This window comes from Paenibacillus sp. GXUN7292 (assembly GCF_050864975.1).
Lineage (GTDB): Bacteria > Bacillota > Bacilli > Paenibacillales > Paenibacillaceae > Pristimantibacillus.
The window spans coordinates 247781-268251 of record NZ_JBOZWO010000002.1 but is presented as its reverse complement, the minus strand read 5'-3'; the positions used below and the strand labels follow the sequence as shown (position 1 = coordinate 268251).

Genomic DNA, 20471 nt, shown 5'->3' with positions numbered 1-20471 from the left:
ATATATTCCTGTGCGGTCTAATCGTTTGGTTCGCTTTTTTTCCTGAGTCTGTGAGATTTTTAGTGCAAGGAAAGCTCTGGGAGCTGTCTTCATTTACGATGTTCAAGACAATTTTGCTAGGCATTTTGTTAGAGACTCTCCCCTTTCTTCTGTTGGGTGTCATCGTCTCCTCACTCATGCAGCAGTTTGTGTCTGAAAGGTTTATACGAAAATGTATTCCTCGCAACCCGCTGCTTGGGGTACCGTTTGCCTTAGTGCTAGGATTTTTGTTCCCGGTTTGTGAATGCGGATTAATCCCGATCGTTAGGCGTCTACTTGCCAAAGGCATGCCCTTATATATCGGAATTGTATTTATAGTTGTTGGTCCAATTGTTAATCCAGTCGTAATTGCAGCAACCTATACTGCTTTTCGCTCTCGCCCTGATTTAATTTACTCCCGAATGGGATTAGCGCTTGCAGCCGGATTGTTAATAGGGTTAATTATATACTTTTTTGTAAAAGGAAACCCATTAAAAAATAAGCAATCAGCAGCAGACGAGCGCCAGCATAGCCACAGCTGCGGCTTGGAGAAGGAGCATGCAGACATCCATGCGAACCCGCATACCATACATACAAACAAGCCAAATAAGCTCCTTACTATGGTCGATCATGCCGGCAATGAGTTTTTTGATATGGGTAAATATGTTATGCTGGGCTCCATTCTTACAGCAGCCATTCAAACTTTTCTGCCGAGAACGAATTTAGTTGATATTGGACAAGCTGAATTCAGCTCTATTTTCTTTATGATGGGCTTTGCATACATTCTTTCTATTTGCTCAACGTCAGATGCTTTCGTCGCTTCATCATTTGCATCGATCTTTTCCAGCAGCTCCTTGCTCGCTTTTCTTGTCTTTGGACCTATGCTGGATTTCAAGAGTACTTTAATGCTTATGTCTGTATTTAAAAAACGTTTTGTGCTGCTTCTCTCTGTTCTTATATTTATAACCGTATTTGCTGGCGCTTTATTATTAGGTTATTGGTACTTTCCAAGCAATTAGTAAATAAAACAGCTTTAATTATCAACATTAATATTTAATTGTATTAATTAATTTGAAAGGAGATTTGCAATTATATTATGCACACCTTTCATTATGTTCTGCGTGCTCTGCTGATGGGCGGTTTCTCCTATCTGATCGTCAAGCTCGTCAAGGATGAACGCCTTAATTACTATATAGCGCCCCGTACGGAATTATTAGTTAAGCTATCTGCTCTGGCTATGTTTATACTAGCGGTTGTATTCGTCTATATCGCCTTGCACAATGTTACTCATAAACAGAAACCTGATTGTGGGTGCAGCCATCAGCCTTCAAAATCTAAAGCGAAAAATATCATCATTTACAGCATGTTTCTGCTGCCATTATTGCTCGGACTTTTCACCTCGGATACACTGCTCGGGAGCAATATTACTTCTCTTAAAGGGGTCAATCTTGCCACTAGCAATAATGTTACGGCTAACAGCACTGCTTCGGCTGCAGTAACAGCTGAATTATCAGCACCACCAAGCACGGTATCTTCCAGCAATGCCCCTGCCCCTGCTGAAGTGCCAACTGCAGCAAAAGACAATTTGGACACGCTGTTCCCTTTCGATGAATACACAGAAATGCATGCCACCCTTGGAAAAAAACTATATGAGCAGGATACGGTCTATGTGCAAGAAGCAGGTTTCATTGAAACGCTAACGACACTTGATCTGTACAAAGAAAATTTTCTCGGTAAAGAAATCGTTATAAGCGGCTTTGTTTATCGCGAGGACGATATGACACAAAACCAATTTGTTGTTGCCAGATTAGCTATGATGTGCTGCTCTGCAGATACGGAGCCCTATGGCATTCTAGCAACCTATAGCCACGGCAATCATTTGGCAGAGGATACTTGGGTGCGTATAACTGGCGTATTAACGACAACTGCTTACCGCGAATATGAAATTATGGACCTGGATGTCAGCAAGGTTGAATACATCGAAACGCCAAGCACGCCTTACGTATATCCCAATGACGGGTATGCGGATGAATATGATTCAAGCATAACGGCTTATTAATACTAGGGCCTCTATGAATTATTTTCATAAAGGCCCTTCGTTGTGCAATTATTGATGCTGAAGCTCTTCCTCGCTCACATTTGGAAAATCATCATCGAGCCTGCTCCAGCTTTGCTCCATCTCATCATCCGTCAGCAAGCATAGGTCAAGGCTTGTAACAATAGCTTCCCTGTCCATATCAATGCCGATAAAAACGACTTTATTGATGCGATCGCCATACACCGGATCCCACTGTTTTCGCAGCTCTGAATCCTGCATTAGCATTTCATTTTGCTCTGCTTTAGTCAGCGCAGCTACCCAGTATCCCATTGGGCCAAATTGTACGGAAGGCCCTGCCTGACTGATGCTTTGCGCCATATGATTGCGGCTGGCCAGCCACATTATTCCCTTTGCCCTGACTATTTCGGATGGCCAATAGGACATCCACTGCTTCAATCTGGCAGGATGGAAGGGCCGAACTCTCTCATAGACGAAGGAAGTAATGCCGTATTCCTCTGTTTCCGGCGTATGCTCATCCAGCTCCAGCTCTTTGATCCAGCCAGCCGATACACTTGCCTCATCAAAATTAAATAATCCAGTATCCAATATTTCAGAAGGGTCAATTTGGCCATAATTCGTGCGGATAAGCTTGGCGCGCGGCTGCAGCTTCTTTAGTAAGCTTTCCAGTTCAGCTAGCTCTTCAGGCTTGATCATATCGCATTTGTTCAGAATAAGAACATCGCAAAATTCAATTTGATCGATCAGCAGATCAACGACATCCCGCGAGTCGTTTTGAGCTACGCCTTGATTGCGCTCCAGCAATGATTCGCCAGAGGAAAAGTCATGCCAGAAGCGGTAAGCATCAACGACCGTCACCATGCAGTCCAGCTTGCAGTAACGAGACAAATCTATTCCCTGCTGCTCATCCACATACGTAAAGGTATGAGCAACCGGTATTGGCTCCCCCACCCCTGTCGATTCGATCAATATGTAATTAAAACGATTTTGCTGCACAAGCCGTTCTACCTCCCTCAGCAAATCCTCCCGAAGCGTGCAGCAGATGCAGCCATTGGACATTTCCACAAGCTGCTCATTGGTTCGTGAAAGCCCTCCCCCATTTTTAACCAGATCAGCATCGATATTAACTTCACTGAGATCATTAACAATGACAGCTACCTTCATGCCCTTGCGATTGTTCAGCACATGGTTAAGCACCGTTGTTTTTCCAGCTCCTAAATAACCGCTAAGCACTGTTACAGGAATTTTATTCAAAGACATATGTTTCCTCCTAGCTTTTTACTTAATCGTAATCATTACGTATAAGAATATAGCAACTGAAATATCATTTGTCAACCCTGCTGTTAAGTTGATTGATTTTTAAAAACCTCCTTTCAAAATTGACACTGAACCGTCCAGACGGTATAGTAAATCTGAGGTGAAGCATATGAATCGTAATTCCAAATACAATCGGGTGCTCCTTTCCGCAGCAAGCATCGTGAAGAAACAAGGCGTTGAGCGTTTAACACTAGAGGCCGTCGCCAAAAAGGCTGGTATAAGCAAAGGAGGGCTGCTCTACCACTTCCCTAACAAAGAACTACTGCTAGAAGGTATGGTTAAATATATGACGGGTGATTTTGTCCATAGTCTTCAAGAAAGAATTAACAGCAGCTCACATGATAGGGGAAAATGGAGCCGCGCCTATATTCAGCAAACTGTCGAGGATATTAATAAGGATAATGGCATTAGCGAAGCTCTAATCGTGGCTATGTTCGCGAATCCGGAGCTGCTTTTGGAAATGCAAACCCATTATGCGCAGTGGCAGCAAAATTTCGTTCAGGATGGGATCGATCCTGTACAAGCGACAATGGTTCGCTTAATTGCTGACGGACTTTGGTTTTCAGAAGTATTCGGACTAGGAAAGATTGATGAAGCATTACGAAATCAAATACTAGAAAAAGCAATTCAGTTGACAAAATAAGGAGAAATTTACTTGAATCCATTTCTACTTCTGGCAACAGCGATTATAAGCGAAGTTTTCGGCAGCACGATGCTGAAAGTATCCAACGGCTTTAAGAAGCTGCTGCCTTCAGCGGGCGTTGTAATTGGCATGGGTGTATCATTTTATTGTTTATCCTTAGCCCTGCAATCTTTAACTCTAGGTACTGCGTATGCGATTTGGTCTGGCGTAGGGACAGCATTGACAGCTATGGTCGGTGTTATGATTTTTAAAGAAACATTCAATGTGAAAAAGCTGCTCGGTTTACTATTAATAATTTGCGGAGTAGTTTTAATGAAATTAAGCAATGGAGCATCTTAACAATGATTAATAACTAACATCGGGGGCTTCAGTATGAAAGGCTACTACGCATTAACGCTCGCCATTATTTGTGAAGTATTTGGCACAACGATGCTGAAATTATCAGAAGGCTTCACGAATCTCCTCCCATCCATCGCATTTGGCGCGGGCTTCCTGACCGCTTTTTATTTTTTATCCGTCAGCTTGAAGCGTGTACCGCTAAGCTTGGCTTATGCGATTTGGTCAGGAGCAGGCACTGTTCTGACAGCAATAATAGGCATTATCGTATGGCAGGAAGTTTTTACTTTATTTTCGGCGGCTGGCATCCTTCTCATCGTGGGAGGCATCGCTCTCCTCAACGCTTCTTCAGCACAAAAAAAGAAGCTGTCTGCTTCATCATAAGATGAAGCAAGGCAGCTTCAGGAAAATATCAATTCGGTTATTATGCGAATGATGGCCTGCGTTCAATTACTTTCCCGCTTACAACTTTAACATATTCTTTGTCTCCACCTTCTACGGATGGGCCAATATAAACGTCTGCTTCCGAGGACTGCATTAGAAAAGCCGCTTGTGCTTGTGTCGGCAAAGGAATGACCTTCCTTTGAGCATGCTTGCCCAATCCGGATTTGCGCTTCATTCTTCTAATCGACGAACGCTTGTTCATAAGGAATCCCCTCCTATCAAGTAATTCATTGTATTTAACAACTCGTCATTATGTTCAACAATTTCAGCTAATTGTACATCTGTCAATGTCCGATTTCCGGAAATATGCACCGATAATGCATGCTTCTTACCCAAAGGATAGCATAATACACATACCTCTGCAATCTCACGACGCTTAAAAAATGACCATTCTCCGCTTAAAAACGTATCCAGCATGTATATTCTTTGTTCGCCTTCTTTTTTTCCCGCATTTTCATCCATGTGGAACGAACGCTCGCGGCCAACATTGCCGCCAGCCTGGTATATCCGATCTTGCTCTCTCTTCCATATGGCAGCCCCTAATACTCGAAAATCTCTGGGCGCCAGGAACGAGAATCGGATAGCCTCTGCATAGGACGCGTACTGCTGCGCTTGATTGGCTGCACCGGAATTGCGAATATACTCCCAAAAAAAATGTAAAATACTTTGCTTGCGGACGAGCAGAACGTTAGGATCTACAAACAAGCCTTCCTTAGCGATTGCTGCCATAATTTCACCACAGGCGGTATCCACAGCTGCTGCATGCTTTAAATCGGTTCGATTGGAATTGTAGCGAAGCATCGTTAAACCTGTCAAATCGGATAAAAGATGATATTCCGAGACGGTCGTTTTATGAATCAGATCATCTCTGCTTGCCAAATTATGAGGAATAATTCCATACACGCGTCTTCTGCCCAGCCTGCCCCAAAACATGCCCATTTCAAATATTGTATTATCTCTTGTAATAAATACGGGCTTGCCGCGAATAAGCGCTACATCATCTGCTGCAAACAAAAAAACTGCAAAATCGTTCGTGGAAAGCTCACGCTCCAACGCTTCCATCGTATAATCATTGCCATTAAACGCTGCAGCATACCAAGGATTTACTTCAGCAACGTACTCAAGAGCAGTACCGACCGCTCTGGCAAAATCGATTGCTTCCCTTGAGCTGCCTATAAAAACTCGCGGTTTTCTATGCCGAGTCATCAACGCATCGTGCTCCTTTGGTGAAATAATTTCCTCTATATCATAATTATACTAGATTAATTAAGCTGGAGAAAGCATATCTAACGTTTTCAGTAGACTTATTGGAAAATTAGGTCTAAAATAATAAAGCATACGAAATGATTTCTTTTGCTGCATGGAAGGTGAACAAAATGTTAAAAAAAGCTACTTTTGCCGGCGGTTGCTTCTGGTGTATGGTAACGCCATTCGAGGAACAGCCAGGCATTCATGGTATTATTTCAGGTTATATGGGCGGTACCCTAGAAAATCCGACTTATGAGCAAGTGCTAACGGGCGAGACAGGTCATCACGAAGTTGTACAAATCACTTATGATCCTGATATTTTCCCTTACGAGAAGCTGCTTGAGCTTTACTGGCCGCAAATCGACCCTACAGATGCGACAGGCCAAGGCAACGATCGGTCTAGCCAATACATCGCAGCTATTTTTTATCATGATGAAGAACAGCGCCTGCTTGCAGAAGCATCCAAAAAAGCGCTTGGCGAGAGCGGCCGTTTCGAGCAGCCGATCGTCACTCAAATTAAAGAAGCGGTTGTGTTTTACCCGGCGGAGGAATATCATCAAGATTTTCACCGCAAAGACCCTGAATACTATAAGGAATCTCGCGTTTATTCAGGCCGGGATGCTATTATCGAAAAATATTGGAGCAAATAAGAAAGAACAACACAATCGTCCTTAATTGAGGACGTACGAAAAAAGACTCATTCTCAGCAGAGATTGAGTCTTTTTTCTCAAAATAATAGAAAGCATAAGGTTTTAACTTATCCTGTTTCTATATTTCATCGATTATATCGGTAAGCGCGCCAGTCCAAAGGATGGCGAAGCCATTTATCCTTGTTACGTAACGTTGATAATGTATGGGTACACATTTACTTGATCGTTAAACTTGAATTCCGCCCAAATTTTATATAAGCCTGGCTTATGAAAATGAGTGTGAAAAACCGTTTTATCAGAAGATATCGGATGCACGTGCACAAAATTTTCCCCAGACCCATCCAAAATCACCACATGGCCTAACGCTCCCAAGTATGGCTGCGGCTTCCCGCCCAGCATGTCGAAATCAAGCGTCACTTCTTTATGAGCTTGGATGTCCGATTCCATTTTAAGTTCTATAGCCTGAGCATTAACCATTTTAGTAAATTGAGTATCTGGAATAAGCTTAGCATCATTGTTTGCCAGATCCGTATCGCCTACATGAATTTGAATAGGTTCAACGACATAATTCAGATTTTTCGGCTTAATGTCAACAAATACGTTATAAACATTATCTTTTAAATTTATCTTTTGCGAAAAGATACCATCCCGTTGTTTTTCAGGATGCAAATGAAAATATTGCTGCAAATCCGAGCTGACAACAATGACATGCATCAGCTTGTCGTGCGACGGCTCCAGCTCAGGAGCTTGATCGGTAAAATCCTTCAGTTCGATTAACAGCTCATCTTTCAAATAAAAAGCATCAGCCGTAACTTCATTGTCCGAAGGCTCCAGCTGATAATGCTCCGTGTAATGGTCTCCGGTATCCACTTTATTGTTTAAGCTCGCGTATACTTGATATCCAGCGGCTACTGAGCCGAAGCATATCCACGCTGCAATTACGCTTTTCCTTATTCTACTTTTCAAATACTCTCCTCCTTCTTGAAAATTAAGGAATACTACTCAAAAAGTATTTCTCGTGGTCATTTTTTTATACATTCAAAAGACAAAAAAGAGCTTCGTCACAAACAGCGTCACTGTCGTAAACTAACATAAAACTACGTTCACCATCTGCAGAGTTCTCCCTTGTAACAACATGCTATTGATTTATACGAAGTCGAAACCGATACAAAGGAACCTCGAATAAAAAACAAAAAAACGGGACTCGTCGTAACGAGCACCCGCTTCATACAGTTATTCTCCAAGATCTACATTATGATAAACCTGCTGGACGTCCTCTAAATCTTCAAGCGCATCAATCAGCTTCTCAAACTGCTTCAATGCATCGCCTTCAAGCGTTACCTCACTCTGAGCTAGCATCGTCAGCTCCGCTACTGTAAATTCCGTAATACCAGCAGCCTTGAACGCTTCCTGTACTTCATGAAATTGATCAGGCTCTGCGTAAACGATGACAGCATCCTCTTCTTCAATCAAATCTCTTACCTCAATGTCGGCATCCATAAGCAGCTCAAACGTTTCATCCAATGTTTTGCCTGTGATGCCTATAACAGCTGTGGCGCTGAACATATAGGCTACTGAACCGCTGACCCCCATGTTGCCGCCATTTTTATTGAAAGCGGAACGAACCTCAGGCGCTGTCCGATTCACGTTATTGGTCAATGCATCTACAATAACCATAGTTCCATTAGGACCAAAGCCCTCATAGCGCAGCTCCTCATAAATCTCTTCGCCGCTGCCTTTCGCTTTATCAAGCGCACGATCAATGATTGCTTTCGGCACATTGTAAGTTTTTGCGCGTTCCAGTACAACCTTCAGAGCGCGATTAGACTCTGGATCCGGTTCACCTTTCTTTGCCGCTACATAAATCTCTACGCCAAATTTGGCATAAATCCGGCTCGTATTCGCATCTTTACTTGCTTTTTTTTCTTTAATATTATTCCACTTGCGACCCATACTGTACCTGCTTTCCGTTATAGAATATTCAACTTATTATACCATCAATTTGTCCAATGAAAAACTGCTCATGCCTGCTATTCTTCCAATGCAGGTTCTACTGCTTGATGCCCAAGCCTATAATAACATAATAAATGCTGTGATTTGATGAACGACACGAAACTTTCACTTGATTGAAACGGTTCAAATAGCCCTAAGTAGTCATGCCTGTATTCAGGAAATGATTTATGATAATAATAAGCCTATCCCATTATTTTGCAATAAGAACAATATGAATATAATCCAATTCTCCGAAAAGGAGCTGGACCGAATTGACTAAAAGCAATCATTCTGAAACGAAGGCAGCACAGCTGCTGTTTTTCGCCTGGGGAGTCGCTTTCCTTGCAACAGCGGGAAGCTTATATATGAGCGAAGTTTTACACTATATCCCTTGCGACCTATGCTGGATTCAGCGTATTTTTATGTATCCGCTAGCTTTAATACTTGGTATTGCATTTTTTCGAGAAGAATATCAAATTATTTATTACGCGCTGCCGCTTGCCATCATCGGATCGCTTTTTTCTATCTATCACATACTAGTACAGCAATTCCCAGATACGATCGGCTCGCTGGCTGCATGTGAGGCTGGCTCATGCATCGGTGATTATTTATACTGGTTTGGGTTTATTACTATACCAATGCTTGCTTTAACTGCCTTCATCCTAATAATCATCTCACTTTTGTGGATGAAGAAGCATGCTTCACGCGTTAGTAAGACATAATAAAAACAACTTGCCAACGCTATATCAAATTTCCACCGTGCAGCTTCAATATTTTAAAGAAAGGGGAAATACTTATGAAATGGATTATGTCAGTCGTATTAGGTCTTGCTGCAGTTCTGGCTGTTTATGTTATGATCTTTCAATTTCCGGAAAAGAAAACAATCGATGAAAACAAGCCTTCTATAGAAATTCCAGAGACGCCTAATGACGCTGCCACGGCAGAGGCTGTCTATCGCAGCAATTGCATGGGCTGCCATGGCGATCAATATCAAGGAAAGGCTGGACCGGCCCTTACCGGGGTGGGCACCAAAATGTCCAGAGAAGCCATCTATAATAAAATAGTGAAGGGCGGCGGCGGCATGATCCCGTTTGAAGGAAAGCTGCCGGATGAAGATATTATTAATTTGACCAACTGGCTTTCCACCTTCAAATAATACAATAAACAGCTTCGCCGTTCTTTGGACAGGGATGAGCAAAGGGAATGTAACAAGCATTTTCCTCTGCTCGTCTTTTTTGCTTCCCCACTCTACAGACCGCGTTCATACGCATATCTTGCCAGCTGAACACGATTTTCCAGATGCAGCTTCTGCAGTATATTTTTCAAATGATTTTTTACAGTATGCTCAGATATAATCAGTGTGTCCGCAATATCCCGATTCAGCATCCCGCGGGCAACGAGCGTCAATATTTCTTTCTCTCTCGGTGTCAAAGGAGTGTCTTCAGGTTCAGGCCTGTTCGCTTGGGAAAACTCATTCAGTATACGCTGCGCAAGCTCCTGCGACATAGGCGCCTGATCGAGCGCGACCGCTTTTAAATATTCATGCCAAGCGCTTGGATTTAAATTTTTGATCAAATATCCTTGTGCTCCTTTTTTAAGCGCTTCAAACAAATGAGCAATATTGTCAGATACAGTTACCATAACAATTTTAACGTAGGGATATTTATCTTTTATAAGCTTGGTAGCCTCCAGGCCATCCATCCGCTTCATATTTATGTCCATAAGTATAAGGTCAGGCATAACCTGCTCCGTCCATTCTATCGCCTGCTCGCCATTTTCCGCTTCGCCAACAACCTCGAATAATGGATCAAGTCCAAGAATGGAGCGCATCCCTTCTCTCGCATGAGGATGATCATCCACAATCAGCACTCTAATCGGCTGAGTCATATCATGCCACTTCCTTCCCAATTTTCATAACCTCTACAATTGTGTACGGTTCCTGCCGCTGGATAGAAAACTGCCATCCCAGCTCAAGCGCTCGTTCCTTTACAATTTTTAACCCGTAGCTTTCCGCCTTCTGAAGCGATTGCGGTGTAAAGCCTTGCCCATCGTCCATAATGCGGCATCTCCAGCCCGTATCCGTATACTCCACATAAATAAAAATATGCTTGGCATTATGAGCATGTTTGCGAATATTTACAAGCGCTTCGCGAATAAACTCATACAATCCAATTTTTTCTTTGACGGATAATGCTTCTTCCTCGATCTTCCATTCATATTCTATTTTTATATTAGTCTCCAGGTATATATCACGAATCAGCATCTCCATCGATTCCTTCCAAGGCACAGTAACGAGCTCAGGCGGATAGCGAAGATTGGATATCGATTGCCTCACATACTGATTCACTTCATGCACAGTTTGTTTAATAGATTGCAGCTTGCTATTTTCTTCCGCCAAAGCGGACTGCTGAGCCAGCTCTTCAACCTTGATCGACATCAGGAACAAAGATTGTGCAATGCCGTCATGAAGCTCTTTGGCCAAATTTTCTCTTTCATGCAGAGCTGCCTGAACTAATTTGGATTGCTGCAGTTCAGCTTGAATCGTCTCAAGCACACTGAACAGCTTCGTCAACAGCAGCATAGTTACTAGAAAAACGATAACCGGAGCTAGCCAGTTCCCTAAATCCATCGACACATACGACAACAAATATTCATGACGAACATATTCCCAAACGCCGATTGTAATCGTCGGAATCGTTAATATGAGCCATTTAATTCGTTTATACAACATGAGCTCTCCCTTCTAGCGCTTGCAATGCCTGCAGCTTCACTATCTATTATGGATGATCGAAACAAAGTTAGAAATGACTCTTTCGGGCTACTGCTTGCCAAGAAACAGAAAGCGACCGAAAAGTGTCGAGAAGTATTAGGAATCGAATTCCAATTTCTGACAAACATTGCATACAAGCTTTGGTATGATTACATTCGTGTCTCATTCGTTAAAAAATATGAGAATGGTATGAAGTGTACAAAAAGGAGTGTTACTCAGCATGGAATGGATTACAGATGAGCTGTTTGAAAATGAAACGATCAGCTTGGACGGGTTTAATTTTAAAAATTGCACCTTCCGCAAATGTGTCATTATGATTCAATCATTGGATATTAACTTACTTCACTGTTCATTTCTCGAATCGATGCTTTATATCAAACCGATGCTCTCCGCCGCTGATATATCTCATCGCTTATCGAAATCCACATATGACAAAACGACTTATTTTATAAGAAATGATTGCCGGTATCCCAGAACAGTGCTTCAGCTTCAACTTCAGTAATCACATAATAACAGGGCTGCCACCCCGTCCATGAGACGTAATGACAGCCCTGTTGTATCCTTATTTGATAATGGATTGACAGGATACATAGCCGGCAATCTGCTCATTCTCAATTCCGCATATTGCCTTTTGCTTATCCGTTACGAGCACCCGCTGCCCGTTTGGCACGCGCTCCACCTCTAGTTTCTCCAATACCTGTTTGAATTCAGGAGTTCTGCGCGCCTGGTCAAGCAGCTCCATATCCCCTATCGATTGTGTAACGAAGCTGCCTTCCAGCACTTCATATGTTTTGCCGACTTCAATTTCATTGCGATTAAATAACATATAAATGACTGCGACAATAAAAGAAACAATAAAAATAATCTGCAAAATTCTGCTGAGCGTCAAGGCTTTACCGGTAAACATAACAAACTCCCTTTAATCCGATCATGCGGTGTATTTATGCTGCTCCTTCCAGTCTACACCAATGCAGACGCGCTAACAACCCGTCGGCTGATAGCTTAGCTTCTCTTTACGCCTGCGGTATGCCTCTGGCACGATAATGCCAACTAGCACAAGCAATACCCCTGCCCATTTCAACCAGCTTACCTGCTCATGGAGTACGAGCGTAGACAGCATGACAGCCACAGGAAGCTCTACTGCTCCGAGAATGCCGGCCAAGCCTTCTCCGATATACGGTACACCATAGGCGAAGAGCAGCGGCGGTATAAATGCGCCAAAACAGCCTAATAAAAGCCCGAACAAAAGCAAATCGCCCCACAAACGTCCATTTATCAAATGATGCGGCGGGAAGATCAGGCTTACAAAGAGCAGTGCGCCTGCTACCATCCAAAGCGTGCGATGCAAAGGGTTTGCTTTGGGCAGCACGCCTCCGCTTATAAGAATAAATACTGTATAGCTGACTGCTGCAAGTAGCCCAAATAGGATACCTGTCATGCTGACGGCTTGTACTTGCTCCTCCAATACACCTGCTGCAAGAACAGTTCCAGCAATTACGATAGCCAGCGACACCAGCATTATCGCCTGCGGCCATTTTCTCTGCCTCACGGCTTGTATTACCAAGCTGATCCATACAAATTGAAAAAGCAAAATAATTGCCAATGAAGCCGGAATGTATTTTAATGCATTATAGTATAACAAGCCTGTAGCAGCCTGAGGAACGCCTGCCAGCATCAGCCACGCAACCTTTTTGCCATTTAATCGCTCAAATGCTGCACCTGCCTGCTTCTGCTGACCTTTGCCTTTCCATTTCATTGCCAGACTTAACAGGCTTAATAATAAAAAACCAACCAGCAGCTGTGTGCCGACAACCTCCTGCAGTTTATAACCTTTATCATAAGCCAGAACGACAAAGGTTGATAAAATGCCATAGCTCGCGGCTCCAAAAAAAACTGCAATCATATGCTTCATAATACTATTGACCTCCTTAGTGCTGTAAAAATAAAAAAATCCTAGCCTCGAATAGGAATAATCTTCATAAGATCATATCCGCTATTCGTAGCTAGGAAGTTAAGGCTTCCTGTAGAGACCCTCACCCTAATGAAAGTGACTTTGTGAGGCTATACGAAATATTGCACAACAAAATATATTTTATCGTTTTTAATCATATTGTCAAGCGCTCAATTTTATTCTACCTCATGAATGCGGATTAAGTTTGTTGCCCCAGCCTTGCCGATCGGCACTCCTGCCGAAATGACAATATAATCTCCGCGCTGTATCAGGCGGGCTTCAACTGCTCTTTGTATCGACATATCGAATAAATCATCTGTGCTAGTAACAGGCTCGCCTTTTAGCGGCGTAACGCCTCGGACAAGCGTTAATCGCTTCATCACATGGTCATGAGCCGTAATCGCAATGATTGGCGCCTTCGGTCTATGCTTCGATACCATCCGGGCGGAAAATCCGCTTTCCGTAGGCGTAACTATCGCGCTTGTAGCAAGCTGCAAGGAGGTTGCCACAACTGCCTGGCTGATCACCTCAGTCGTTGTAGCAGGATGAGCATTGCGCTTTGCCGTAAATTGATCCTCATAATTAATCGTCGATTCTGTCCGGTGAGCGATTGTCGCCATCATTTTCACTGATTCAAGCGGATAATTTCCTGCCGCTGTTTCACCGGAAAGCATAATTGCATCGGCACCTTGCAGCACCGCATTTGCAACGTCGCTTACTTCAGCGCGCGTCGGCCTTGGATTAACCTGCATTGAATCAAGCATTTGAGTTGCAACAATGACAGGCTTGCCTGCTGCATTGCATTTATCGATCATTTGCTTCTGAATCATGGGAACATCCTCAGCAGGAATTTCTACGCCCAAATCACCGCGAGCAACCATAATGCCATCAGAGGTTTCAATAATACCGTCTAGATTGTCGACGCCTTCTTCATTTTCGATTTTGGAAATAATCTGAATATGACCTGCTCCTGCTTGTTCCAGCAGCTGTCTGACATGGAGTACATCCTCGGCCTTGCGGACAAAAGACATGGCAATCATATCTACTCCTGCAGCAACTCCAAATTGAATATGCTGCTTATCCCTTTCCGTTACGCCCGGCAACGATGTGCGGATACCCGGCAAATTAACGCCTTTGCGCGGCTTTAATGTACCGCCATTTACAATACGGCACTTGGTTTCCGTCCCTTGGGCAGAAATGACCGTAAGCTCAATTAGTCCGTCATCGATTAAAATACGGTCTCCCGCTTGTACATCTGCGGCCAGTTCAGCATAATTAACACTTACGACTGAAGCAGTACCCTCCGTCTGCTCGCTAGTTAGAATAATTTCAGCTCCGCTGACAAGCTCTACCGACTTCTCCTTCAGCGTGCCTATTCTAATTTCAGGTCCTTTAATATCCATCATCACTGCCACAACTGTGTCAGCTTTCTTCGCTGCCTGTCTAACAAGATCAATTCGCCCTTGATGATCCTGCAGCTCGCCGTGCGCCATATTCAAGCGCGCAACACTCATACCAGCAAGCATCATTTGCTCAAGCATTTCAACGGATTCACAAGCCGGTCCCATCGTACATACAATTTTCGTTTGATTCATAACGTTCATCCTCCGTTCTTGACTGCTGTTATTGTAATGGATAAAACAGACAACGTACATGAACTATAGTATGATAGAAAGACTATAGTACAACGAGGTGACTGGATGATTACGATACCGCATTGGCGCCGCGACCAGGGAATGAGCTGGTATGACAGTGCAGAACTAGCAAAAAAGCAGCATCATTTTATTGTTGTTACGTATGGAAGCTGCCTGTACTGGATAAATGGAGAAAAGGTAATGGTGAGTAAAGGCGATTTTTTACTTATACCTAGCTCTGTTCCATACTACGGAAAAAGCATTCCAACCGTTTTCCATGAGAAGCTGCATTTTGAAGTGCAGGAATTGCCGCCGTTCAGCGGGATAACGCCCACAAGCAAAACTATAAGACTGCCGTTGTTTCAATCTGACAGCTGGATAAAATCGAAAGCTGGCTGCTATGACTTAAGCGTGGAAAGAATTCGGACTGCTTTAAAGGAATTAGAAGAGGGGTTAGCCTTTGCGGAAGGGCGCTTGCTGGCAGCTTTGCTGGAGACGCTGACCTTGTGGAGCCGCGAGCTTGAGCAGGGAGAAATGACAGAGCCTATCGTACAGCATGTGGAAAAAATGAAAAAGTACATCGCAGAGCATTATCGCCAAGCCATTACCAAGCAGCATCTGGGCAGCTGCATTAAACGCTCGCCAAACTATGCTGCGGCGATATTCAGTAAAGTGACGGGCCAGCCTATAAGTGCATATGTCCATGCCGCCAGAATAAAAACAGCTGTCTATTTGCTGCAGGATTCGCTGCTGACCGTCAGCGAAATAGCCGAATATCTCGGCTATCGCGACGTCACATATTTTCAGCGAATTTTCAAACGAATGATTGGCCATCCTCCATCCGTTCTGATGAAGGATCGCCCTCCAACGCCTTAGCTAAGCCTGCGGGCAACATTTTGCGGCTGCGCTTCAATCAGTGCCATTTTCAAATTTTTTGCGCCCAGCATCGCCATATTAAATCTTGTATTATCGGTTGCTGAGCCGATATGAGGCAAAGTCAGCACATTTTTCATTTGCAGCAGCGGATGATCCTTCTGAATAGGCTCCTGCTTAAAAACATCCAGTCCAGCTCCTGCAATCCAGCCTTCCGACAGTGCTTCTACGAGCGCTTCCTCGTCAATCGTTTGTCCGCGCGACACATTAATGAAATAAGCAGACTTCTTCATGAGCTTGAATTGGTCGCGCCCAATCATGCCCTCTGTCGCTTTCGTTAACGGGGTTAACAAAAGCACGAAATCAGAAGTTTTAAGCAGCTCCTCCAAGGACGAATACCTTACGCCAAGCTGTTGTTCAACCGCTTCCTTCCGGCTGCGGTTATAGTATTGAACATCCATTGAAAATCCCAGCTTGGCTCTGCGGGCCACAGCCTCGCCTATTCTGCCCATTCCAATAATGCCAAGCGTAGCATGATGAACATCGGTTCCAAATATCGTACGTCCCGCATTGGCATTCCACAGTCCCTGTTTCACAAAATGATCAAGCTCAGCCACTCTGCGCGCGCAGCCCAATATTAGCGCAAATGAAAGATCGGCAACCGTCTCGTCAAGCACATTTGGCGTATGCATGCCAATTACTCCATGCTTCTCCATCGCATCGAAATGAAAATGATCATAGCCAACGCTGATCGTGCTGACCGCTCTCAGCTTAGGAGCCGCTTCCAACAAACGCTCATCGATCGTTCTGCCAGCAGTCAGTATGCCTTCTGCACGGCTCAAATAAAGCATCAAAGTTTCTTTGTCTATTTTTTCATTTTTATCCCAATAGTCAAGATTGAAGCTCTCTTCCAAATATTGCTTCACCTCAAGCGGCAATGGTCGATCAATAAATATCGTCGGTTTCATCACATAACTCCTTTGCGTCGTTATAAGTATGTGTTTCATTATAAATAATACGATGCCGTTTGGATAGGCTTGACTGAGCATTTTACAAGAAGAAACGGCTCGACCTTATATAAGGACGAACCGTTTCTTGAAAATTATTTTGCCTGAAGCTGTTTCACCAAGTCCTCACTCTTCACTCCAGGGCTGCCATTAATCCGTTTCAGCGCAAACAAAGTTCGCGGATCGCCCTTCACCAAGTAATTGACGCCAGATTCAGTAGTAAGTGTAGCCCGATAGCCCAGATCTTTAATTATCTGTTCGGATAGATGCGAATAATATCCAAATGGATATGTAAACACCGTTACCTTCTGGCCTGTCTTCTCCTCAATGATTTGGCTTAAACCATTTATATCCGCTTCAAGCGCTTTAGCATAAGCTCCTGTCGTTTCACCATCCATCTGTAAAATACCGACACGCGTCTGGCCGTCATCCTTGCTCTCATGCATGTCTATCGTATGATTCTGCAAATCGACCAAGCCCGAATCAACCATTTCCTTTGCTTGCTCCCATGTAAAATGCGGATAAAAATTAACGCCTGGCAAGCGATGCTCCGTCCGTCCAGCTGACCAGCCGATCGGCGAAATAGTTGCCTTCATATTAAGCTCCTTCAACACTGGAAAAGCATGCTCGTAATTGCTTAAGTAACCATCATCAAACGTTATTGCAACCGGATTTGGCGGCAGCTCCTTCTTGCCGTCTACAAAATCGATCAGATCAGGTATAGATACCGTATTGAACCCCGCTTTCGCAATAGCGAGCATATCACTTCTGAATTTATCCGGCGGCGTAATTAATGAGTTCGGCTCAAAAGGATCTGCATCGATATGATGATAGACTAAAATCGGCACTTTTGTTTTTTCAGCTGCCGCCGCTGCTGGCGCTGTGAACACCTTTTCCGCATGAGCCGCTGCATTGTCCTTCGTTGTGTAATGACCAAAGTCAGCAGGCACGTATACATTCTCATCTTCGAAAATATATCCCAGCATCATAGTGCCAAGCGAATTGCGATAATGCATCGTATCATAAAAATATCTTGGGTCGCCGCTAACTCCCGTATAACCGGTAAAATCCCAAAAATCCGTTACTTCGGCGATTTTTACCCAATATTTTTTCAGATCGTCAAGATTGTAGCTTCTCAGCTCCTGCTCGGAAGTAGCACCTGTAATCAGCCTGAAGCTGATGCCGCGCTCATCGCAATATTGCTTCATTCTCTTTAATGACTCTACATTATTGTCCAGAGCGATTGGCTCCATCTTCCCGAAAGGAGCAAAAGCCGCTTTATTACGATCCATATATTGACCTAAATTATTAACATCCTCTGCATCTCGTTTAACCTTGTTGTAGACGCCGTTTTCAGGTATGAATTGAGCGTATTCAAAGGAATCTATTTGTCTTTCAGCCAATCCCTGCAGCTTATCGTAGCCGTAAGACGGATTGAGCAACAAATATTTCAAATAAAACATCAGCTTCGACTCGCCAGAAACTTTGGCGTGCAAAGACTGCTTGAAGTCAGTCGCCTTCTCATTATAGTGGCTGATCTCCTGCAAGCTCATATGAATAACAATGTTTTTAGGCTTATATTGATCTACAATATAATACATCGTTTTTTCATAATCATGAAAATCGCCGCCATACATCAGCATGCTGTAAAATTTTGCGTCATCCCCATAATATTGATTTAACAATTCTGGAGAGATCGAGCTTGATTTGGAGCCTCCGATAATATAGGAATTATACTGCTCATGCCGCTCGTCCAAGTAAGCGATTTTTGCTACTCTCGGGTTATTAACCATATTGTATGAATGCCATTTTAAAAACTTATCACCGAACACTCCAAAAGGATCGACAATAATATTGAAGCCGCCAACTGCCAGCCCGCCTACGACAAGCGCAGCTGCAAAAGCTATTAACCATTTACGCAAGCTCATATGCTCACCTCAGCCTTAAAATTGAAAATATAAAAATTTAGAAACAGAAGTCATTTGCGTTAATGAAATGCCTAATAGAAAGGCAGCTGCAAAGGCATAGCGATAGCGCGGCTTGAAATCCTTCGTTATTTCGCTTGAATTTGGCGCAAAAAAAGCAATAATCATCGCAATAGCAAGCAGCACAATCGTATACAGATGATAGGCGCCAAAGGTAAGGAACTGGTAATACACAGCACTGCCTACGCCGTATTCCTTCCAGACAAACATCATTTTCATCACTTCCAGCGCATGTGGAAGATTGTCAGAAACGAATAAAATACGTGTGCCGACTACGCCCGCAAATGTAATTACCCATGCTAAAATAAAAGGCAGCTTCCACTTTTTGCGATACATGAAATGAGACATGCATACAAATACGCCATTAATAACGCCCCATAAAACAAACTCCCAGCCTGCTCCATGCCAAAAGCCGGATACAAAAAAGGTAATCATTACAGCACTATAGAAGTTAAAGCTGCCCTTTCCCTTTCGATATACGCTGCGAAATACATAATCGGATAAAAAGCGCGACAGCGTCATATGCCAGCGATTCCAATATTCTCTGAAATTTCTTGCCTTATATGGTGAATTGAAATTTTGCGGAAGACGAATATTAAACAGCAAAGCAAGTCCGATCGCCATATCAGCGTAACCGGATAAATCAAAATAGTAAGAAAGCGTATAGCCTACCGATGACAACCAGGCTGTAAGTGTATCACCCGCACTAATATTAGCAAAAAATTGCTGGGAGTAATTCGTTAGAGGATCAGCCAGCATTATTTTTTTGGCACAGCCAATTGAAAACAAGAATAGCCCCAGCATAATATTGGAAGCATTGAACAAGCGCTGCTTATTGTCCTGGTATTGCGGCAATACTTCAGCATGATGAACGATTGGACCTACAATCAACTGCGGGAAAAATGTAATAAATAAAAAGAAATCAATCGCTGGCGTAGGCTTAGCCGTACCGCGATAACTGTCTACCAAATAAGCAATCAACTGGAAGGTATAAAAGGATATGCCCAGCGGCAGCACAATATTAACAAGCCCGTAAGCTTGCCCAGTAATCATATTTACATTATCGATCATAAAATTCGCATATTTATAATAGCCCAAAAATAAAATATTCAGCGTCAGCCCTGCTGCCAAAAGCAATCGCTTGAGCCCATTCCTGCCGGCATTGCCACTCTTGATCATTAAATTGCCGAGCATTAAATTGACGCACATATCAATAATAAAAATTATAGTAAAGCTGCCGCTGCCTTGCGCGTAAAAGTATACCGAGGCTATAACGAGCCATAGCTTGGCCCAAAAATGAAGCTTAAAATGACTAAGCAGCCTGAATCCTAAAAAAACAATCGGCAAAAAAATAAAAATAAATGAATATGTTGAAAAAATCACAAAATACGACCTTCCTTCATCCGAATGCATAACTAGAATGAAATGGCAGTTGCCAAGAATTATTTCATTATAGCACAGATAAAGATCAATGCATAAATCGACAAATCTCTTTCTATTATTAACCAAGTGTTGAAAATCAGCGCAAACAGTTCTATCATAGAAAT

23 protein-coding genes and 1 riboswitch are annotated in these 20471 nt (G+C 43.2%); of the genes, 10 read left to right on the top strand and 13 right to left on the bottom strand.

What is annotated here, in order from left to right; translation table 11 throughout:
* Nucleotides 1-98: 98 nt before the first annotated feature.
* Together ACRRU2_RS03865 and ACRRU2_RS03860 are read left to right on the top strand one after the other, a co-directional pair.
* Nucleotides 99-1037 (top strand): permease, encoded by a 939-nt coding sequence (locus ACRRU2_RS03865; protein WP_432499995.1) that lies wholly within the window; start codon nucleotides 99-101, stop codon nucleotides 1035-1037.
* A 77-nt stretch (nucleotides 1038-1114) separates the two neighbouring features.
* Nucleotides 1115-2077, top strand: a complete 963-nt coding sequence (locus ACRRU2_RS03860) for a TIGR03943 family putative permease subunit (protein WP_432499994.1) — start codon at nucleotides 1115-1117, stop codon at nucleotides 2075-2077.
* 48 nt (nucleotides 2078-2125) lie between these two features.
* Here the strand turns inward: ACRRU2_RS03860 and ACRRU2_RS03855 are convergent, their stop codons facing one another.
* Nucleotides 2126-3334 carry a GTP-binding protein gene (locus tag ACRRU2_RS03855; protein WP_432499993.1) on the bottom strand — a complete coding sequence of 403 codons (1209 nt, stop codon included), beginning with the start codon at nucleotides 3332-3334 and terminating at the stop codon, nucleotides 2126-2128.
* Nucleotides 3335-3500: 166 nt separating this feature from the next.
* Between ACRRU2_RS03855 and ACRRU2_RS03850 the strand changes: the two genes are divergently transcribed.
* Genes ACRRU2_RS03850 through ACRRU2_RS03840 form a run of 3 tightly spaced genes read left to right on the top strand, consistent with a single transcriptional unit; the run spans nucleotide 3501 to nucleotide 4754 of the window.
* Nucleotides 3501-4034 carry a TetR/AcrR family transcriptional regulator gene (locus ACRRU2_RS03850; RefSeq protein ID WP_432499992.1) on the top strand — a complete coding sequence of 178 codons (534 nt, stop codon included), beginning with the start codon at nucleotides 3501-3503 and terminating at the stop codon, nucleotides 4032-4034.
* A 12-nt stretch (nucleotides 4035-4046) separates the two neighbouring features.
* Complete coding sequence (locus tag ACRRU2_RS03845; RefSeq protein ID WP_331702035.1) at nucleotides 4047-4373, top strand: DMT family transporter; 327 nt, start codon at nucleotides 4047-4049, stop codon at nucleotides 4371-4373.
* 33 nt (nucleotides 4374-4406) lie between these two features.
* Nucleotides 4407-4754: a DMT family transporter gene (locus ACRRU2_RS03840; RefSeq protein ID WP_432499990.1), complete on the top strand. Its 348-nt coding sequence runs from the start codon at nucleotides 4407-4409 to the stop codon at nucleotides 4752-4754.
* A gap of 40 nt (nucleotides 4755-4794) precedes the next feature.
* On the opposite strand, the gene ACRRU2_RS03835 is transcribed toward ACRRU2_RS03840, so the two are convergent.
* Nucleotides 4795-5016, bottom strand: coding sequence for a hypothetical protein (locus tag ACRRU2_RS03835; RefSeq protein WP_331702038.1), 222 nt, complete (start codon nucleotides 5014-5016; stop codon nucleotides 4795-4797).
* A complete protein-coding gene (locus ACRRU2_RS03830; RefSeq protein WP_432499989.1) occupies nucleotides 5013-6020 on the bottom strand; it encodes a TIR domain-containing protein in 1008 nt (335 codons plus the stop codon). Before ACRRU2_RS03830 ends, ACRRU2_RS03835 begins: the two co-directional genes overlap by 4 nt.
* Nucleotides 6021-6190: 170 nt before the next feature.
* Here ACRRU2_RS03830 and msrA point away from each other — a divergent pair, with 170 nt between their 5' ends.
* Nucleotides 6191-6712 (top strand): peptide-methionine (S)-S-oxide reductase MsrA, encoded by a 522-nt coding sequence (gene msrA, locus ACRRU2_RS03825; RefSeq protein ID WP_432499987.1) that lies wholly within the window; start codon nucleotides 6191-6193, stop codon nucleotides 6710-6712.
* A gap of 183 nt (nucleotides 6713-6895) precedes the next feature.
* On the opposite strand, the gene ACRRU2_RS03820 is transcribed toward msrA, so the two are convergent.
* Together ACRRU2_RS03820 and ACRRU2_RS03815 are read right to left on the bottom strand one after the other, a co-directional pair.
* Nucleotides 6896-7678, bottom strand: coding sequence for a hypothetical protein (locus tag ACRRU2_RS03820; protein ID WP_432499986.1), 783 nt, complete (start codon nucleotides 7676-7678; stop codon nucleotides 6896-6898).
* A 267-nt stretch (nucleotides 7679-7945) separates the two neighbouring features.
* Nucleotides 7946-8665: a YebC/PmpR family DNA-binding transcriptional regulator gene (locus ACRRU2_RS03815; RefSeq protein ID WP_331699492.1), complete on the bottom strand. Its 720-nt coding sequence runs from the start codon at nucleotides 8663-8665 to the stop codon at nucleotides 7946-7948.
* A gap of 311 nt (nucleotides 8666-8976) precedes the next feature.
* On the opposite strand from ACRRU2_RS03815, the gene ACRRU2_RS03810 reads away from it, so the two are divergent.
* Both ACRRU2_RS03810 and ACRRU2_RS03805 read left to right on the top strand, forming a co-directional pair.
* The gene (locus tag ACRRU2_RS03810) at nucleotides 8977-9426 is read left to right on the top strand and encodes a disulfide oxidoreductase (protein ID WP_331699493.1); all 450 of its coding nucleotides are present in this window, start codon (nucleotides 8977-8979) and stop codon (nucleotides 9424-9426) included.
* Between the two features lie 74 nt (nucleotides 9427-9500).
* The gene (locus ACRRU2_RS03805) at nucleotides 9501-9860 is read left to right on the top strand and encodes a c-type cytochrome (RefSeq protein WP_331699494.1); all 360 of its coding nucleotides are present in this window, start codon (nucleotides 9501-9503) and stop codon (nucleotides 9858-9860) included.
* 92 nt (nucleotides 9861-9952) lie between these two features.
* Here ACRRU2_RS03805 and ACRRU2_RS03800 read toward each other — a convergent pair whose 3' ends face one another.
* Together ACRRU2_RS03800 and ACRRU2_RS03795 are read right to left on the bottom strand one after the other, a co-directional pair.
* Nucleotides 9953-10591 (bottom strand): response regulator transcription factor, encoded by a 639-nt coding sequence (locus tag ACRRU2_RS03800; RefSeq protein ID WP_331699495.1) that lies wholly within the window; start codon nucleotides 10589-10591, stop codon nucleotides 9953-9955.
* Between the two features lies 1 nt (nucleotide 10592).
* Nucleotides 10593-11435 carry a sensor histidine kinase gene (locus ACRRU2_RS03795; RefSeq protein WP_331699496.1) on the bottom strand — a complete coding sequence of 281 codons (843 nt, stop codon included), beginning with the start codon at nucleotides 11433-11435 and terminating at the stop codon, nucleotides 10593-10595.
* 259 nt (nucleotides 11436-11694) lie between these two features.
* Between ACRRU2_RS03795 and ACRRU2_RS03790 the strand changes: the two genes are divergently transcribed.
* The gene (locus ACRRU2_RS03790; protein ID WP_331699497.1) at nucleotides 11695-11976 is read left to right on the top strand and encodes a hypothetical protein; all 282 of its coding nucleotides are present in this window, start codon (nucleotides 11695-11697) and stop codon (nucleotides 11974-11976) included.
* Nucleotides 11977-12036: 60 nt separating this feature from the next.
* Here ACRRU2_RS03790 and ACRRU2_RS03785 read toward each other — a convergent pair whose 3' ends face one another.
* The 3 genes from ACRRU2_RS03785 to pyk all read right to left on the bottom strand — a co-directional run bounded on the left by ACRRU2_RS03785 (nucleotide 12037) and on the right by pyk (nucleotide 15020).
* Nucleotides 12037-12381 (bottom strand): hypothetical protein, encoded by a 345-nt coding sequence (locus ACRRU2_RS03785; protein ID WP_331699498.1) that lies wholly within the window; start codon nucleotides 12379-12381, stop codon nucleotides 12037-12039.
* A 72-nt stretch (nucleotides 12382-12453) separates the two neighbouring features.
* The gene (locus ACRRU2_RS03780) at nucleotides 12454-13386 is read right to left on the bottom strand and encodes an EamA family transporter (protein WP_432499985.1); all 933 of its coding nucleotides are present in this window, start codon (nucleotides 13384-13386) and stop codon (nucleotides 12454-12456) included.
* Between the two features lie 68 nt (nucleotides 13387-13454).
* A riboswitch (purine riboswitch) is annotated at nucleotides 13455-13563 on the bottom strand.
* A 38-nt stretch (nucleotides 13564-13601) separates the two neighbouring features.
* Nucleotides 13602-15020 carry a pyruvate kinase gene (gene pyk / locus ACRRU2_RS03775; protein WP_331699500.1) on the bottom strand — a complete coding sequence of 473 codons (1419 nt, stop codon included), beginning with the start codon at nucleotides 15018-15020 and terminating at the stop codon, nucleotides 13602-13604.
* Between the two features lie 105 nt (nucleotides 15021-15125).
* On the opposite strand from pyk, the gene ACRRU2_RS03770 reads away from it, so the two are divergent.
* On the top strand, nucleotides 15126-15935 hold the full coding sequence (locus ACRRU2_RS03770) for a helix-turn-helix domain-containing protein (RefSeq protein ID WP_432499984.1): 810 nt from the start codon (nucleotides 15126-15128) through the stop codon (nucleotides 15933-15935).
* Here the strand turns inward: ACRRU2_RS03770 and ACRRU2_RS03765 are convergent.
* The 3 genes from ACRRU2_RS03765 to ACRRU2_RS03755 all read right to left on the bottom strand — a co-directional run bounded on the left by ACRRU2_RS03765 (nucleotide 15932) and on the right by ACRRU2_RS03755 (nucleotide 20307).
* Nucleotides 15932-16900 carry a 2-hydroxyacid dehydrogenase gene (locus tag ACRRU2_RS03765; RefSeq protein WP_331699502.1) on the bottom strand — a complete coding sequence of 323 codons (969 nt, stop codon included), beginning with the start codon at nucleotides 16898-16900 and terminating at the stop codon, nucleotides 15932-15934. The two genes, ACRRU2_RS03770 and ACRRU2_RS03765, sit on opposite strands and share 4 nt — an antisense overlap.
* 134 nt (nucleotides 16901-17034) lie before the next feature.
* On the bottom strand, nucleotides 17035-18867 hold the full coding sequence (locus ACRRU2_RS03760; RefSeq protein ID WP_432499983.1) for a polysaccharide deacetylase family protein: 1833 nt from the start codon (nucleotides 18865-18867) through the stop codon (nucleotides 17035-17037).
* Between the two features lie 15 nt (nucleotides 18868-18882).
* The gene (locus tag ACRRU2_RS03755; RefSeq protein WP_432499981.1) at nucleotides 18883-20307 is read right to left on the bottom strand and encodes an MBOAT family O-acyltransferase; all 1425 of its coding nucleotides are present in this window, start codon (nucleotides 20305-20307) and stop codon (nucleotides 18883-18885) included.
* Nucleotides 20308-20471 lie beyond the last annotated feature (164 nt).

Excerpts from the sequence above, each read along its gene's own strand:
- ACRRU2_RS03770 (WP_432499984.1), top strand. The coding sequence starts at position 15,126 with ATGATTACGATACCGCATTGGCGCCGCGACCAGGGAATGAGCTGGTAT.
- ACRRU2_RS03860 (WP_432499994.1), top strand. The coding sequence starts at position 1,115 with ATGCACACCTTTCATTATGTTCTGCGTGCTCTGCTGATGGGCGGTTTC.
- ACRRU2_RS03765 (WP_331699502.1), bottom strand. The coding sequence starts at position 16,900 with ATGAAACCGACGATATTTATTGATCGACCATTGCCGCTTGAGGTGAAG.
- ACRRU2_RS03760 (WP_432499983.1), bottom strand. The coding sequence starts at position 18,867 with ATGAGCTTGCGTAAATGGTTAATAGCTTTTGCAGCTGCGCTTGTCGTA.
- ACRRU2_RS03805 (WP_331699494.1), top strand. The coding sequence starts at position 9,501 with ATGAAATGGATTATGTCAGTCGTATTAGGTCTTGCTGCAGTTCTGGCT.
- ACRRU2_RS03850 (WP_432499992.1), top strand. The coding sequence starts at position 3,501 with ATGAATCGTAATTCCAAATACAATCGGGTGCTCCTTTCCGCAGCAAGC.
- ACRRU2_RS03785 (WP_331699498.1), bottom strand. The coding sequence starts at position 12,381 with ATGTTTACCGGTAAAGCCTTGACGCTCAGCAGAATTTTGCAGATTATT.
- ACRRU2_RS03835 (WP_331702038.1), bottom strand. The coding sequence starts at position 5,016 with ATGAACAAGCGTTCGTCGATTAGAAGAATGAAGCGCAAATCCGGATTG.
- ACRRU2_RS03790 (WP_331699497.1), top strand. The coding sequence starts at position 11,695 with ATGGAATGGATTACAGATGAGCTGTTTGAAAATGAAACGATCAGCTTG.
- ACRRU2_RS03840 (WP_432499990.1), top strand. The coding sequence starts at position 4,407 with ATGAAAGGCTACTACGCATTAACGCTCGCCATTATTTGTGAAGTATTT.
- ACRRU2_RS03800 (WP_331699495.1), bottom strand. The coding sequence starts at position 10,591 with ATGACTCAGCCGATTAGAGTGCTGATTGTGGATGATCATCCTCATGCG.
- pyk (WP_331699500.1), bottom strand. The coding sequence starts at position 15,020 with ATGAATCAAACGAAAATTGTATGTACGATGGGACCGGCTTGTGAATCC.
- ACRRU2_RS03830 (WP_432499989.1), bottom strand. The coding sequence starts at position 6,020 with ATGACTCGGCATAGAAAACCGCGAGTTTTTATAGGCAGCTCAAGGGAA.
- msrA (WP_432499987.1), top strand. The coding sequence starts at position 6,191 with ATGTTAAAAAAAGCTACTTTTGCCGGCGGTTGCTTCTGGTGTATGGTA.
- ACRRU2_RS03815 (WP_331699492.1), bottom strand. The coding sequence starts at position 8,665 with ATGGGTCGCAAGTGGAATAATATTAAAGAAAAAAAAGCAAGTAAAGAT.
- ACRRU2_RS03780 (WP_432499985.1), bottom strand. The coding sequence starts at position 13,386 with ATGAAGCATATGATTGCAGTTTTTTTTGGAGCCGCGAGCTATGGCATT.
- ACRRU2_RS03795 (WP_331699496.1), bottom strand. The coding sequence starts at position 11,435 with ATGTTGTATAAACGAATTAAATGGCTCATATTAACGATTCCGACGATT.
- ACRRU2_RS03855 (WP_432499993.1), bottom strand. The coding sequence starts at position 3,334 with ATGTCTTTGAATAAAATTCCTGTAACAGTGCTTAGCGGTTATTTAGGA.
- ACRRU2_RS03865 (WP_432499995.1), top strand. The coding sequence starts at position 99 with ATGTTCAAGACAATTTTGCTAGGCATTTTGTTAGAGACTCTCCCCTTT.